Origin of the sequence: Bradyrhizobium sp. SZCCHNS1050 (genome assembly GCF_032484785.1) — a bacterium.
In the GTDB taxonomy this organism is placed as follows: domain Bacteria; phylum Pseudomonadota; class Alphaproteobacteria; order Rhizobiales; family Xanthobacteraceae; genus Bradyrhizobium.
The window spans coordinates 3,206,862-3,221,648 of sequence record NZ_JAUETR010000001.1; the positions used below are offsets into that span (position 1 = coordinate 3,206,862).

The 14,787-nt window shown below is 65.5% G+C and carries 13 protein-coding genes; 8 read left to right on the plus strand and 5 right to left on the minus strand.

The genetic code is table 11. The features are described from left to right. Positions 1 to 54: 54 nt before the first annotated feature. Together maiA and QX094_RS14525 are read left to right on the plus strand one after the other, a co-directional pair. On the plus strand, positions 55 to 687 hold the full coding sequence (maiA, locus tag QX094_RS14520; protein ID WP_316174641.1) for a maleylacetoacetate isomerase: 633 nt from the start codon (positions 55 to 57) through the stop codon (positions 685 to 687). Continuing rightward, positions 677 to 1,186 carry a MarR family transcriptional regulator gene (locus QX094_RS14525; protein WP_315752271.1) on the plus strand — a complete coding sequence of 170 codons (510 nt, stop codon included), beginning with the start codon at positions 677 to 679 and terminating at the stop codon, positions 1,184 to 1,186. The genes maiA and QX094_RS14525 overlap by 11 nt, the downstream gene beginning before the upstream one ends. 38 nt (positions 1,187 to 1,224) lie before the next feature. Here QX094_RS14525 and QX094_RS14530 read toward each other — a convergent pair whose 3' ends face one another. The 3 genes from QX094_RS14530 to QX094_RS14540 all read right to left on the minus strand — a co-directional run bounded on the left by QX094_RS14530 (position 1,225) and on the right by QX094_RS14540 (position 5,040). Continuing rightward, entirely contained in the window at positions 1,225 to 2,838 is a 1,614-nt protein-coding gene (locus QX094_RS14530; protein WP_316174498.1) for a benzoate-CoA ligase family protein, read from the minus strand. Then, entirely contained in the window at positions 2,835 to 3,974 is a 1,140-nt protein-coding gene (locus tag QX094_RS14535; protein ID WP_316174499.1) for an FAD-dependent monooxygenase, read from the minus strand. Before QX094_RS14535 ends, QX094_RS14530 begins: the two co-directional genes overlap by 4 nt. A gap of 112 nt (positions 3,975 to 4,086) precedes the next feature. Continuing rightward, a complete protein-coding gene (locus QX094_RS14540; RefSeq protein ID WP_316170957.1) occupies positions 4,087 to 5,040 on the minus strand; it encodes a RimK-like protein in 954 nt (317 codons plus the stop codon). Between the two features lie 288 nt (positions 5,041 to 5,328). Here QX094_RS14540 and QX094_RS14545 point away from each other — a divergent pair, with 288 nt between their 5' ends. The 6 genes from QX094_RS14545 (at position 5,329) to QX094_RS14570 (ending at position 11,433) form a co-directional block, all read left to right on the plus strand. Beyond that, positions 5,329 to 6,102 (plus strand): ferredoxin--NADP reductase, encoded by a 774-nt coding sequence (locus tag QX094_RS14545; protein ID WP_315715287.1) that lies wholly within the window; start codon positions 5,329 to 5,331, stop codon positions 6,100 to 6,102. Between the two features lie 210 nt (positions 6,103 to 6,312). Continuing rightward, positions 6,313 to 7,878: an acyl-CoA synthetase gene (locus tag QX094_RS14550; protein WP_315752268.1), complete on the plus strand. Its 1,566-nt coding sequence runs from the start codon at positions 6,313 to 6,315 to the stop codon at positions 7,876 to 7,878. A gap of 216 nt (positions 7,879 to 8,094) precedes the next feature. Next, entirely contained in the window at positions 8,095 to 9,720 is a 1,626-nt protein-coding gene (locus QX094_RS14555; RefSeq protein ID WP_316174501.1) for an FMN-binding glutamate synthase family protein, read from the plus strand. 81 nt (positions 9,721 to 9,801) lie between these two features. Continuing rightward, the gene (locus QX094_RS14560) at positions 9,802 to 10,488 is read left to right on the plus strand and encodes an RNA polymerase sigma factor (protein WP_316174503.1); all 687 of its coding nucleotides are present in this window, start codon (positions 9,802 to 9,804) and stop codon (positions 10,486 to 10,488) included. A 96-nt stretch (positions 10,489 to 10,584) separates the two neighbouring features. Continuing rightward, positions 10,585 to 11,106, plus strand: coding sequence for a DUF4142 domain-containing protein (locus QX094_RS14565; protein WP_316174505.1), 522 nt, complete (start codon positions 10,585 to 10,587; stop codon positions 11,104 to 11,106). 9 nt (positions 11,107 to 11,115) lie between these two features. Continuing rightward, on the plus strand, positions 11,116 to 11,433 hold the full coding sequence (locus QX094_RS14570) for a cupredoxin domain-containing protein (RefSeq protein WP_315825486.1): 318 nt from the start codon (positions 11,116 to 11,118) through the stop codon (positions 11,431 to 11,433). 11 nt (positions 11,434 to 11,444) lie between these two features. On the opposite strand, the gene QX094_RS14575 is transcribed toward QX094_RS14570, so the two are convergent. Further along, the gene (locus tag QX094_RS14575; RefSeq protein WP_315752264.1) at positions 11,445 to 12,746 is read right to left on the minus strand and encodes a nitrate/sulfonate/bicarbonate ABC transporter ATP-binding protein; all 1,302 of its coding nucleotides are present in this window, start codon (positions 12,744 to 12,746) and stop codon (positions 11,445 to 11,447) included. 15 nt (positions 12,747 to 12,761) lie between these two features. Beyond that, positions 12,762 to 14,495 (minus strand): ABC transporter permease subunit, encoded by a 1,734-nt coding sequence (locus QX094_RS14580; RefSeq protein WP_315825485.1) that lies wholly within the window; start codon positions 14,493 to 14,495, stop codon positions 12,762 to 12,764. Positions 14,496 to 14,787 lie beyond the last annotated feature (292 nt).

The window sequence follows — 14,787 nt, forward strand, 5'->3', positions numbered from 1 at the left end:
AATTTGATTACCGTCAAATACAACCAGAGCTGTCGCATCGGGAGGACTGCCATGATGAAGCTGCACGGCTATTTCCGCAGCAGCGCATCCTATCGCGTCAGGATTGCGCTCAACCTCAAGGGTCTCACGGTCGAGCATCTGCCGCATCACCTCCGCAAGGGCGAGCAGCGCGCGCCCGCCTATCTCGCGCTGAACCCGCAGGGTCTGGTCCCGGCGCTCGAGGACGACAGCGGCGCCACGTTGATCCAGTCGCTTGCGATCATCGAATGGCTCGACGAGACTCATCCCGAGCCGCCGCTGCTGCCGAAGGATTCGTTGCGACGCGCCCAGGTCCGCGCCTTCGCGCAGGTGCTCGCCTGCGACACCCATCCGGTGCAGAACCTGAAGGTGCTGGCGCGGCTCCGGGAGCTCGGCCTGCCCGAGGACAAGGTCACGGCCTGGGCCGGCTGGGCCAACCGCGAGGGGCTCGCTGCCTGCGAAGCGCTGATCAAGCATGAGCCCGGCCCATTCTGCTTCGGTGCGACGCCAACCTTGGCCGATCTCTGCCTGGTGCCGCAGCTCGGCAATGCACGCCGCTTCGGCGTCGATGTCGCAGCGTTTCCGCGCCTGCTGCAGGCCGAAGCCGTGGCGAAGGCGCTGCCGGCCTTTGCCGATGCTGCTCCGGAGCGTCAGCCCGATGCCGAGTAGGCCGGCCGACATCACGATGGACGCAGTCTACACCAAGCCGGGCTATCTGTTCCGGCGGATGCAGCAGATTGCCGTGTCCATCTTCGTCGAGGAGTGCCGCGAGTTCGACCTGACGCCGGTGCAATATGCGGCGCTGGTCGCGATCCAGACGCACCCCGGCATCGATGCCACCAGGCTGTCGGCGGTGATCGCCTTCGACCGTTCGACGCTCGGCAGCGTGATCGAGCGGCTGGAGAGCAAGGGCTATATCGAGCGCAGGCCGTCGGCCGAGGACAAGCGCGTCAAGCTGCTTTATCTGACCAGGGCGGGCGGAGCACTGCTCCGTGCGATCATGCCGGCGGTCGATCGCGCCCAGGCACGCATGCTGGCGCCGCTGAAGGCCGCGGATCGCAAGATGCTGATGGCGTTGCTGGCGCAGCTCGTCGATCTCAACAACGAGGTGTCGCGGGTGCCGCTGCGCGCCGAGGATGCGCTGGAGCATCTCGGCAAAACCGGCTGATCGCGGAACTCCGCGGTTGTCGGGCGCAAGGCGTAGGCTCACAGCCGCATCACCGCCTGACGATCGATCTTGCCGGTGCCCGTCTTCGGCAATTCGTCGATGAAGACGATCTCGCGCGGATATTTGTAGGGCAGCAGTTTCGCCTTCACGTAGTCCTGCAGCGCCTTGACGGTCGGGATTTGGTCGGGGGATCCGCCGTTGGTGACCACCACGGCCTTCAGGCTCATGCGACGATCCGGCAGCTCGTGCGCAAACACGGCGCATTCTCTGATATCGGGATGCTCGGCGAGGCAGAGCTCGACCTCGAGCGGATAGACCCATTGGCCGGAGATCTTGACCAGGTCGTCGGCGCGGCCGCGAAAGAAATGGAAGCCGTCGGCATCGCGCACGAAACGATCGCCGGTGTAGATCCAGCCGCCATCGCGGATCGTCTCCGCGGTCTTGTCCGGACGGTTCCAGTAGAGCGGCGTGTTGGAGTCGCCGCGTACCCAGAGAATGCCCTCTTCGCCGTTGGCGACCTCGCGTCCTTCGCCGTCGCGCAGCGCGATCTCGTAGCCGGGAACGCGCAGTCCGGCGGCGCCGAGCTTCTTGCGGTCCTCGCGGTTCGAGAGATAGACGTGGAGAACCTCGGTCGAGCCGAGACCTTCGACGATCTCCAAGCCGGTCAGGCTCTTCCAGCCGTTGAAGACCTCGGCCGAGAGCACCTCGGCCGCGGAAACCGCGAGCCGCAGTGACGAGACGTCGGCCTGCTTCGCACGCTCGGCCTTGGTGAGCGCGGTGTAGAGCGTCGGCAGGCCGAAGAACACGGTCGGTCGGAAGCGGCCGATCGCATCGAAGATGGCGGCGGGTTTCGGCTGGCCGGGCAGCAGCAGCGTCGTCGCTCCGGCCGAGAATGGAAAGGTGATCGCATTGCCGAAGCCGTAGGCGAAGAAGATCTTGGGCACCGAGAAGCAGATGTCGTCCGGCTTGAGCCGCAGCACGTTGCGGGCGAACGCCTGCTCGCTATAGGCCATGTCGTGCTGCAGATGGACGATGCCCTTGGGGCGTCCGGTCGAGCCGGACGAATACATCCAGAATGCCATCTCGTCGCGGTGGGTGTCGGCCTCCGCCAACTGATCGGTGAAGTTGGGCAGCCACGCATCGACCGCGACCGTCGTTGCGACGGCGGTGGCCGGCGCCTCGCCATTGACGACGACCAGTGTGCGCAGCGCGGTCTCGGCGCAGGCCTGTGCGTCGAACCGTGCGGCAAACTCGGCGTCGGCGACCGCGATCTTGGCGCCGGAATCAGCGAGATAGAATTGCAGCAGATCCGGCGGCGTCAATGTGTTGATCAGCAGCGGCACGAAGCCGGCGCGCACTGCGCCGAAGAACGCGGCCGGATAGGCCGGTGTATCGTCGAGGAACAGCAGGACCCGGTCGCCGCGGCTGAGCCCGAGCGCGGTGAAGCCGTTGCCCCAACGGCAGGCGTCGGCACACAGCTCGGCATAGCTGCGCTGGCCGGCCGGACCGATCAGCGCAGTCTTGTTGGCGTTGCCCTTGGCGAGGTTGTCGAACAGCACGCGGCTGGCATTGTAGCGGGCGGGAATTGCGAAGCCGATCTCGCGCGCGCCGGCGCTGTCGCGCGGAACCTGGTCGGCGATCTCTCTCGTCATGCGCGTGCTCCCGTGTTCCGAGATGCCTCGTAGCGGGCCATGAACCGCGGAGCCATCGCGCGCAGCCTGGTATCATCGATGCGCCCGGACCGGGTGATGTAGCTGTAGGCAAAATCCAACAGGCTGAGCGTCATGTGAGCCGGGAAGGACTCATACCAGTCGCTGCTGGTCCGGGCCGCCGTCACCAGCTTCTTCACGATCGGCTGGCGCTCGGCCTGATAGCGGGCGAGGCCGTCCGAGAGGCTGGTCTCGGCATCGAGCGCCTTGGCGAGCGCGATCGCGTCCTCGATCGCCAGCCGCGTCCCGGAGCCGATCGAGAAGTGCGCCGTATGCAGCGCGTCGCCGATCAGCACCATGTTCCGGTGCCACCAGTGCTCATTCCAGACCCAGGGGAAATTGCGCCATACCGATCGGTTGGAGACCAGCGCGTGACCGTCGAGCGTGGCGGCGAACACCTGCTCGCAAACGCGCCGGGATTCATCGACCGACATCTCGGCGAAGCCATGGGCGTGCCACGTGGCGCGATCGCATTCCACCAGGAACGTGCTCATGTCCGGCGAATAGCGATAATGGTGCGCGTTGAAGCTGCCGCGGTCGGTCGCGACGAAGGTCTGCGACAGCGTGGCAAAGGTCTTCGACGTGCCGTACCATGCGAACTTGTTGCTGGAGTAGGAGACGGAGAAGCCGAAATCGCCTTCGAAGCTGCGGCGAACCAGCGAGTTCAGCCCGTCGGCAGCGACGATGAGGTCGTAGCCTGCGAGCTGGTCCAGCGACTGGATGGTCGTGCCGTAGCGGGCGACGACGCCCACGCTCTCGGCGCGGGCCTGCAGCAGCTTCAACAGCTCGAGCCGGCCGATCGCGGAAAAGCCGACGCCGTCGATCTCGACAGTCTCGCCGCGCAGATTGAGCGTGATGTTGCGCCAGCTCTCCATGTGCGGCGCGATCGCGTCCACGGTGTCGGGATCGTCGGCGCGCAGGAATTCGAGCGCCTGATCGGAGAACACGACGCCAAAGCCCCAGGTCGCCCCGGCCGGATTCTGCTCGAACAGATCGACCACGGCGGCGGGGTGCCGCTTCTTCCAGAGATAGGCGAAATACAGCCCGCCAGGGCCGCCGCCGAGCACGGCGATGCGCAAGGGCGTCCTCCACATTGACAGTATACTGTTTATTTTGGATCGGAGACTAATCCCTCATCTCGATCGAGGCCAGGGAAATCTTATTGCTGGAAATCGGGCCGGCGGCCGCAAGTCATCCCGACCGGCCTCTGCCGAAGATCGCGTCGAGCGCGGCGAAATATGTGCTTTCGACCAGCTCCGGCGCATGCCGGCCGAGCGCCTCCATCTTCACGCCCGAATTGATCTCGAGCACCTGCCAGTGTCCATCGGCCAGCACGAGGTCGACCGATGCGTAGCGGATGCCAATGACGCGTGCCGCCGCGGTGGCGAGTGCGGCACAGAGGTCCCGCTGCGCGCCTGGTTCGAGCAGCACTGGCTGAGCTCCGAATTCGAGATTGTGCCGCCAGCTCAGCAGGCGCTGCTCGCCGCGCGGCACGACGGCGCGCAAGGCCGACGCGTCGAATTCCGCATCGAGGCGCCGCAGGAGCTGGGCGTGCCCCGTGGCCGGAGTGGCCGCCAGCGCGAGGGCGAGCAGCGGCTGCACGCCATCGCCGGCCACGATGGGGCGCTGCTTGCGGTAGACGATCAGGGACGCGTCATCGAGCTGCACGACACGGACTTCGTCGACGATGTCCATGAGCGGCGCGATCGCGACATTCGCGCCGGTCTCGAAGATGCTGTTCACTGCGCGCAGCAGGTCATCCTTCGCCGTGACGCGGACCACCGACCGTCCAGAGGTCCCCTCGTTGGGCTTGACCACCAGCCCGCGCGGATGCGTTTCGAGCAGCGCCAGCGCGGCCTCGGCCATCTGCCCCGACTGGCCGCCGAGGGCCGGCGCCAGAAAGAATGCGTGTGGAACCGCGGCAATCCCGTCGGCTCTCAGCAGCGCCGAGGTCGCCGCCTTGTCACAGGCCAGTCTGTGCGCCACCGCACTGTTCAGGCCGAGATCATAGCCGAAGATCAGGTGACGCCGGGTGGCATCCTCGAGCACCAGCAGCCAGCCGTCCTCCCGCACGTCGAGCGCGATGCCTCGTTCGGCGCAGTAGCGGGTGATGGCGGCGAGCTGGGCCTGCGGATGGTTAATCATTGCTCAAGGATTGGGCCAGAGATGCGGAATTAAAGTGCTGGAAAATCGGAATATCGGCAAGTAAATTACCCATATCGTTTGTGTACGAACGAATGCCCGATCGAGGCGAATCCGGACATCAGCCGGCATGCATTTGATCGTGATCAATGGTGCGTCCATGCGGGTTGATTATTCGCTGTTTTCACGTACATCAGGCGCCGAAATCGCTGGATCTATAGGGGTTTTGCGGTCCTGCCTCCGTCACGACTTGTTTCTTCCAACTTCAGCCCACGTGAAAAAACAAACGACATGAGCGCGTTCTATAAAGAGAAAGTTCTTTCCGTTCACCACTGGACGGACACCCTGTTCTCCTTCCGAGCCACCCGCGATGCGGGCTTCCGCTTCCAGAATGGTCAGTTCGCGATGATCGGCCTCGAGGTCGAGGGCCGCCCGCTGCTGCGCGCCTACAGCATGGCCAGCGCCAATCACGAGGAGGAACTCGAGTTCTTCAGCATCAAGGTGCAAGACGGCCCGCTGACCTCCCGGCTGCAGAAGATCAAGGAAGGCGACACCATCCTGGTCGGCCGCAAGGCGACCGGCACGCTGATCCCCGACAACCTGCTGCCCGGCAGCCGGCTTCTGCTGCTGTCGACCGGCACCGGCCTTGCCCCGTTCGCCAGCCTGATCAAGGACCCCGACGTCTACGAGCGGTTCGAGAGCATCGTGCTGGTCCATGGCTGCCGCCAGGTCGCCGAGCTCGCCTATGGCGAGAGCGTCGTCGCCAAGCTGCGCGAGGACGAGTTGTTCGGAGAACTGCTCGACGGCAAGCTGCAGTATTATCCGACCGTCACACGCGAGCCGTTCCGCAACCGTGGCCGCATCACCGACCTGATCTCGTCGCAGCAGCTGTTCAACGATATCGGCCAGCATGAGCTCGATATCGCCAAGGACCGTATCATGATGTGCGGCAGCCCGGCGATGCTGGAGGAACTCAAGACCATGTTCGAGTCGCGCGGCTTCCTCGAAGGCAGCGGCAACGAACCGGGCCATTTCGTGATCGAGAAGGCCTTCGTCGAGCGCTGAGCCGTCGCCCCTTCGTCTCCGACTTTTCTGAAAGAGCGCCTCGACGCAATCGGGGCGCTCTTTTCGTTGGCAATATCCTCCTTGCGCGTTTCGAAGCGGCTGTGCGATTTTCGGCAGCAAGACCGGACCTGCAGACGTCCGGCGCGACACAGGGAGGGGACTTGGACTGCCTGAGCGGCGGCCATCCCCGATACAATAAGGGGTACGGCCATGGATTCCATCGTTCGCAGACAGACGCTCGGTGACCTCCTGCGGCGGAGCGCGGCGCGCACGCCGGGAAAGACGGCCGTGATCTGCGGCGAGGTCAGCTGGACCTACGCCGAGTTCAACGCCATCGTCGACCGCCTCGCGGCCGGCCTCGCCACCCGCGGTGTCGGCAAGGGCGAGCGCGTGGCCATCCTCGCCCGCAATTCGCATGCCTTCGCGGCCTTGCGCTTCGCGCTGGCGCGGCTCGGCGCCGTGCTGGTGCCGATCAACTTCATGCTCAAGCCCGAGGAGGTTGCCTACATCCTCAAGCATGCCGGCGCGCGGCTGCTGGCGACCGACAGCGGCTTTGCCGGCGTGGCCCGCGCCGCCAAGACGCTGGTGCCGGCGGTCGAGCAGATGATCTGGCTGCCGTCGGAAGGTCCGAGCGAGCGGCAAAGCGACATGATCGACTTTGCGGAGCTCGCGGCGTCGACGGCGACGGTGCCTGCCGTCGAGATCGCCGGAAGCGACGTCGCGCAGATCGTCTACACCTCTGGTACGGAGTCGCTGCCGAAGGGCGCCATGCTCACCCATGACGCCGTCATTTGGCAGTATGTGAGCTGTATCGTCGATGCTGGCATCGCCGCCGATGACGTCACCCTGCACGCGCTGCCGCTGTATCATTGCGCGCAGCTCGACGTGTTCTTCGGCCCTTCGATCTATGTCGGCGCGACCAACATCATCACGGCGTTTCCGACGCCCGACAATCTGCTGCCGCTGATCGCGAAATATCGGATCACATCGTTCTTCGCGCCGCCCACCGTCTGGATCTCGATCCTGCGCTCGCCGCTGTTCGAGACCACCGACGTATCCACCTTGCGCAAGGGCTATTACGGCGCCTCGATCATGCCGGTCGAGGTGCTGCGCGAGCTGGCGCAGCGGCTGCCCAAGGTGCGGCTGTGGAATCTCTACGGCCAGACCGAGATCGCTCCGCTGGCGACGATGCTCGGACCCGAGGATCAACTGCGCAAGCCGGGCTCTTGCGGCCGCGCCGTGCTCAACGTCGAGACGCGGGTCGTCGATGACGACATGAATGATGTCGCACCAGGCGAGGTCGGCGAGGTCGTGCACCGCTCGCCGCATCTGATGCTCGGCTACTTCCACGACGACGAGCGCACCGCCGCCGCCTTCCAGGGCGACTGGTTTCACTCCGGCGATCTCGCGACCATCGACGGGGAAGGCTACATCACCATCGTCGATCGCAAGAAGGACATGATCAAGACCGGCGGTGAGAACGTCGCCAGCCGCGAGGTCGAGGAGGCGCTCTATCTGATCCCGGAAGTGTCGGAGGTCGCCGTCGTCGGCCTGCCGCATCCGCGCTGGGTCGAGGCCGTTGTGGCGATGGTCGTGGTCAAGTCCGGCTGTGAGCTGACCGAGGCGGCCGTGCTCGAGCAGGCTTCGGCCAGGCTGGCCTCGTTCAAGACGCCGAAGCGGATCGTGTTCGTCGATGCGCTGCCCAAGAACCCCAGCGGCAAGCTGCTGAAGCGGCAGTTGCGCGAGACGCATTCGGGGCTGTTTGCGCAGGGGTAAGCGGCTGCCGTCGTCGAGCAACGCGTAGCGGCGCCGGGAGTCCCGGAGGCCGGCCCGGCGCTGCGGCTCGATCCCGCAGCGCGGCAGTCGATAGAAGGCGGCTATCGACGTTGTGATATGATCGATGGCCGATTGCGCGCGCTTGTGTAACGATTGCTTCGCGATATCAGTAGTATCGTGATCATCGATCTTCCACGAGCCGCCCCGAGGCCTTCCATGGATACGCTGCTGCTCCCGTTTTCGCCGCGCTTCATCGTGCTGACGATCTGCGCCACGGCGACCGCTTTGCTGCTGATCCTCGGCATCTACGACCGCAAGATCTTCGATCTCGTCCTGATCCCGCTGTTGATCTTCGGCGCGCTCACCCTGCTCGGCGTGCGCGACCTCATGCAGAAGAGCCACGCGGTGCTGCGCAACTACCCGATCGCGGCACACCTGCGTTTCCTGCTCGAGGAGATGCGGCCTGAGATGCGGCAGTATTTCTTCGAGAGCGAGAAGGACGGCATGCCGTTCTCGCGCGACACCCGTGCGGTGGTCTATCAGCGCGCCAAGATGGTGCTCGACAAGCGCCCGTTCGGCACCCAGGAAGACGTCTACCGCGAGGGCTATGAATGGATGCACCATTCGATGTCGCCCAAGCCGCGTGCGGAGGAAAAATACCGCATCACCATCGGCGGCCCCGACTGCGCAAAACCCTATTCCGCCTCGGTGTTCAACATCTCGGCGATGAGCTTTGGCGCCCTGAGCCCGAATGCGGTGCGCGCACTCAATGGTGGCGCCAAGCGCGGCGGCTTCGCGCACGACACCGGCGAGGGCGGCTTCAGCCCGTACCATGCCGAGATGGGCGGCGACATCATCTGGGAGATCGGATCCGGCTATTTCGGCTGCCGCCGCCATGACGGCACGTTCGACCCCGACGCGTTCGCGCGGGTCGCAGCCGCCGAGCAGATCAAGATGGTCGAGCTCAAGATCAGCCAGGGCGCCAAGCCCGGCCACGGCGGCGTGCTGCCGGCGGCGAAGGTGTCCGAGGAGATCTCCAAGATCCGCGGCGTCGCGATGGGCGAGGACTGCATCTCGCCGGCGGCGCACCGCGCGTTCTCGACGCCAACCGGGATGATGCAGTTCATCGGCGAGATGCGGCGGCTGTCGGGCGGCAAGCCGGCCGGCTTCAAGCTGTGCATTGGCCATCCCTGGGAGTTCCTTGCGATCTGCAAGGCGATGCTGGAGACCGGCATCTATCCCGACTTCATCGTGGTCGACGGCAATGAGGGCGGCACCGGCGCGGCGCCGCTGGAGTTCATGGACCACCTCGGCATGCCGATGCGCGAGGGCGTCAATTTCGTGCACAATGCGCTGGTCGGGCTGAACGTCCGCGATCGTATCAAGATCGGCGCCTCCGGCAAGATCGCCACCGCCTTCGACATGGCGCGCGCGATGTCGATCGGCGCCGACTGGTGCAACTCGGCGCGCGGCTTCATGTTCGCGCTCGGCTGCATCCAGTCCTTGAGCTGCCACACCGACCGCTGCCCGACGGGCGTCGCGACGCAGGATCCGACGCGCGCCCGCGCGCTGGTCGTGCCGCACAAGCTCGACCGCGTCTACAACTATCATCACGCGACCCTGCATGCGCTGGCCGAGCTGCTCGCCGCCGCCGGCCTCGAGCATCCGCAGGATCTGCGGCCCATCCACTTCTCACAGCGGACGTCGACCACCGATGTCTCCTCCTTTGCCAAGCTGTATCCATCGCTGCGGCCGGGCGAACTGCTCGAGGGCACCCAGGACGTCCGCTTCCGCGACGCCTGGGCGATGGCGCGAGCCGATACGTTTGCGGCGGTGCAGTGAAACGCCTTGCGTGATCGTTCTTGGGAACTTTCCGGCTCCAATTCCATCTAAGCCACGTGTACTCAGCTTGGATGATCGACAATGCCTTGGACCACAGCGACCACGGTCTCCGCGGCGACGAGCGGCGAGAATGACCTGATCCGACGGGCGAAAGCCCGCGACGAGGCGGCCATTCGGGCCATCCTGCAGGCCAACAATCGCCGCCTGTTCCGGATCGCCCGCGGCATCCTGCGCAACGACAGCGAGGCGGAGGACGTCGTGCAGGAAACCTATGTCCGCGCACTCACCCACCTGGACGCGTTTCGCGGCCAGTCCAGCCTGTCGACGTGGCTGGTTCGCATCGCGATGAACGAGGCGATGGGGCGGCTGCGCGGGCGGCGACCGGCACTGCAACTGGATGCGGAGCGAGAGAACAAGCCTCGGGCCGAGGTCATCCAATTTCCCGCCACGTCGAGCGATCCGGAGAAGTCGGTGGCGCAGCGCCAGATCCAGGCCGTTGTCGAACGGGCGATCGATGACCTGTCCGAGCCGTTTCGCCTGGTGTTCATCGCCCGCGTGATCGAGGAGATGAGCATCGACGAGACGGCGGACTTGCTCGGATTGAAGCCCGAGACCGTGAAGACGCGCCTGCATCGCGCCCGCGGCATGTTGCGCGAGAACGTCGAAAAAGAGATCGGTCCCGTCCTTCTGGACGCGTTTCCCTTCGCCGGCCCGCGTTGCGAGCGGCTGACCGAGGCCGTGCTCGATCGTCTTCGACGTCCGACCTGAAGATTCTCGGGAACGTCGGCTCCCGCTTTTCATCCAATCCCTGTGCAGTCATTCACCCGCCGGCCACGAGGTCCGGCGGCACAGGAGATGAGAACCATGTTCAAGCATATCGGTACGATCGCCCTCGCGCTCTGCCTCACGAGCAGCGCCGCCCTGTCGCAGGGCGCCAAGCTCAGCGATCCGCAGATCGCGCATATCGCCTACACCGCCGGCGAAATCGACATAAAGGCGGCGAAGCAGGCCTTGGACAAGTCCGGCAGCAAGGAGGTCAAGGAGTTCGCGCAAGGCATGGTGCGGGACCACGAGGCGGTCAACAAGCAGGCCCTCGCCCTGGTCAAGAAGCTGAAAGTGACGCCGGAAGACAACGACACCAGCCGCGCGCTGTCGAAGCAGGCGAGCGAGAAGCTCGACGAGCTCAGCAAGCTCAAGGGCGCGGCATTCGACAAGGCCTATATCGCCAACGAGGTCGCCTACCACAAGACGGTGAACGGCGCGCTGGAGACGCAGCTCATTCCGTCCGCAACCAACGCCGAGCTGAAGGAGTTGCTGCAGACCGGCCTGAAGCTCTTCCAGGGCCACGAGCAGCACGCCGAGCATGTCGCGGCGGATCTGAAGTAGGACGATCCGATGCTGTCGGGACGCATCACTCTCGTGAGTGTGGTTGTGCTCGCCGCCATGAGCGTTCCGGCGCGCGCTGCCACGATCCGGATCTTGGTGGACAAGCTCGAATTCTCGCCGGCCGTGGCTTCGGCCAAGGTCGGCGATACCGTCGAATGGGTCAACAAGGATGCGCTGGCTCATACGGCCACGGCGCGGGATGGCGCCTTCGATGTCACTTTGCCGCCGAGCAAGACGGTGAGCTCGGTCCTCAAGAAGGCGGGCACGGTCGACTACTACTGCCGCTTTCATCCCAACATGAAGGCGACACTGACCATCGCGCCGTGACGCCGTTGGCCTCAATGCGGGTTCTCCAGGCTGAAGGTCTCTGACTGCTCGTCATAGGCGAACAGCTCGGCATAGCGGCCCCATGACACGATGGTGTGCAAGGTCTCGTCGGCGTAGTGCTCGGACATGTAGTCCTCGAGCTCGATGCGGAAGCGCGCAGCCGGAGCGGCGTGCGAGGGGCGGTCGTCGAGCACGCGGCGGATCAGCCCCATCAGCGGCACGTTCTCCATCAAATGCTTCGCGAACAGCTTCTTGCGCTCGTCGGTCTCCTGATGGGCGAACCGCCGTCCGTCCTCGGTCAAGGTCAGGTCGCCTTCACTGAGCTGGGCGAAGCGCAAGAGCTGCAGCGCCTCGGCCAGCGGAAAGATCTCGTCGACCTCGAGCTGCAGATGGCCCGCCAGCACCGGCAGGTCGGCATGCCCATTATAGGGTTCGCCGGCTAGCGTCTCGATCAGGCCGGAGATCGAGTTCGAGGAGACGTGGTTGAGCACCATGCCCACGCCGGCGCTGGCGGTGCTCGGCAGCTTCGGCTCGGGCCGCTGCGTCATGCGGGCATAGAGACTGTCGACGAGCTGGCGGAACGCGGGATCGAGCCGGTTGCGCGGATGCGGCAGGTCGATCCTGAACTCGGCGGCGACGCGGCCGGGATTGGACGAGAACACCAGGACGCGGTCGCACATCAGCACCGCTTCCTCGATGTTGTGCGTCACCATCAGCACCGACTTGATCGGCAGCCGGCCGTCGGTCCAGAGATCGACGAGGTCGGTGCGCAGCGTCTCGGCGGTCAGCACGTCCAACGCCGAGAACGGTTCATCCATCAGCAGGAGGTCAGGATGCACGACGAGCGCGCGGGCAAAGCCGACGCGCTGGCGCATGCCGCCGGACAGCTCCTTCGGAAAAGCCGATTCGAAACCGTCGAGACCTATCAGGTCGATCGCGGCCAGCGCGCGTTTGCGCCGCTCGGCACTGTCGACACCGAGCGCCTCCAGGCCGAGCTCGACGTTCTGCAGCACGGTGAGCCAGGGAAACAGCGCGAACGACTGGAACACCATGGCGACGCCAACAGGGGGGCCGGCGATGATCTCGCCGCGGCATCGTGCTTCGCCTGAGGATGGCGACACCAGGCCGGCGATGATCCGCAGCAGGGTCGACTTGCCCGAGCCGGAGCGTCCGAGCAGGCCGACGATTTCGCCGGCTCGGATCGTGAGGTCGACCTTCTCCAGCACGACGAGATCCTCGCCGCTGCCCTTTGGGAAGAGCCGGCTGACGCTCTTGATCTCGATCAGCGATGTGTCCTTGACCTGGTCGCGCATGATGATCTCTCCCGGTCAGCCGAGCCGCAGCCGGCGCTCGCCGAAGGCATACAGCGGCCGCCACAGCAGCCGGTTGAACAGAGTGACGAGGATGCACATCACGGCAATGCCGAGTACCACGCGCGGAAAGTCGCCGCGCTCCGTCGCCGCGGCGATGTAGGCGCCGAGCCCCGACGCCGTCAGATGCGTGTCGCCCCAGCTCGCGACCTCTGCGACGATCGCCGCGTTCCATGAGCCGCCCGAGGCGGTGATGGCGCCGGTGATGTAATAGGGGAAGATTCCGGGCAGCACGACCTTGAACCACCAGCGCCAGCCGGTCAGGTGCAGGCTCGCGGCCGCCTCGCGCAGGTCGGTCGGGAAGGCGCTGGCACCGGCGATGACGTTGAATAGGATGTACCATTGCGTGCCCAGGATCATCAGCGGGCTCAGCCAGACATTGGCGTCGAGGCGAAAGCGCACGATCAGCACGACGAACACCGGGAAGGCGAGGTTGGCCGGGAAGGCGGCGAGGAACTGCGCCAGCGGCTGGATGCGCTCAGCGAGCTTGGGCCGCAGCCCGATCCAGACGCCGACGGGGACCCAGATCAGCGACGCCAGCCCGATCAGCACCACCACGCGGATCAGCGTGATCAGGCCATAGCCGATGGCGGAGAGGACATCGGCGGGCGCCAGCGTGGCCGAGAGGTAGAGGTACGTCTTCCAGCCGGCATAGGCGCAACCGAGAACGACGACGGCGAGCCAGAGGCCGTCGACGAGCTGCGACGGTGGCGCGTGCCGCACCGGGCCGCTCCAGGTTTTAGGCCAGTTGATCCGCAGGTTCGAGACGGCGCGATTGACCGCGGCGAACGGGACGGACAGCGAGCGCAGCGCGCGGGTGCGCCGGAACAGGTCGAGCATCCACGAGCTCGGCGGATTGCCCGAGGCGGTCTGCTCGAAGCGGAATTTGTCGGCCCAGGCCACGATCGGACGGAACAGCAGCTGATCGTAGGCGGTGATGACCAGCAGCATGGTCAGCAGCGCGGCGCCGATCGCGGCGAGATCCTTCTGCTGAATTGCCAGCGCGACGTAGGAGCCGATGCCGGGCAGGGTGACGGTGGTGTTGCCGACCGTGATCGCCTCGGAGGCCACGACGAAGAACCAGCCGCCGGACATCGACATCATCGCATTCCAGATCAGGCCGGGCATCGCATAGGGGACGTCGAGCCGCCAGAAGCGCTGCCAGCCGGAGAGGTGGAAGCTGCGCGTCGCCTCCTCCAGATCCTTCGGCACGTTGCGCATCGACTGGTACATGCTGAAGGTCATGTTCCAGGCCTGGCTGGTGAAGATCGCGAACACGCAGGCGAGCTCGGCGCCCAGCACCTTGCCGGGGAGCAGGTTCATGAAGAACACGACGGTGAAGGTGAGGAAGCCGAGGATCGGCACCGACTGCAGGATGTCGAGCAGCGGGATCAGCACGATCTCGGCGCGCCGGCTCTTGGCCGCCAGCGCGGCGTAGACGAAGGTGAACACGAGCGAGCACGCGATCGCGAGCAGCATGCGCAAGGTCGTGCGCAGCGCGTAGAGCGGAAGGTTGGCCGGATCGAGCGACACCGGGGCGGTATCCAGCGCCGACAGCGGCTGGGTGGTCTGCTCGCCGCCATAGACGATCAGCACCATCGCGCCCACCACGATCACCAGCGCGACCACGTCCCAGATGTTGGGACGGACGGCGTCGCGCAGCACTGTGGTCCGGAGCTCCTGAAGCATCATCGGCGTGTCTCGTCTCGTCGTCCGCAGCCATCGGCGGTGGCTGCGGACGGTGCTTGTCATGGCGTATGGGCTGGTTCGCGCCGGCTGGGGCTGCCGACCGAATCCGTACCCTAAGTGCCCTGTGTGATGGTTTGATATCAAGCGGCGGCGGCCGGGATCCGGTACCACATGTCGGCCTATCAAAGGATACGCAGGCCGCGTCTTCACGTTCCCGCGACATCGGCTGTCCGGGGTATGCCTGATCGCGCGCCACTCGCTCGATCTGCGCCTCCGCCGCGTGCGAGGGAGGTCG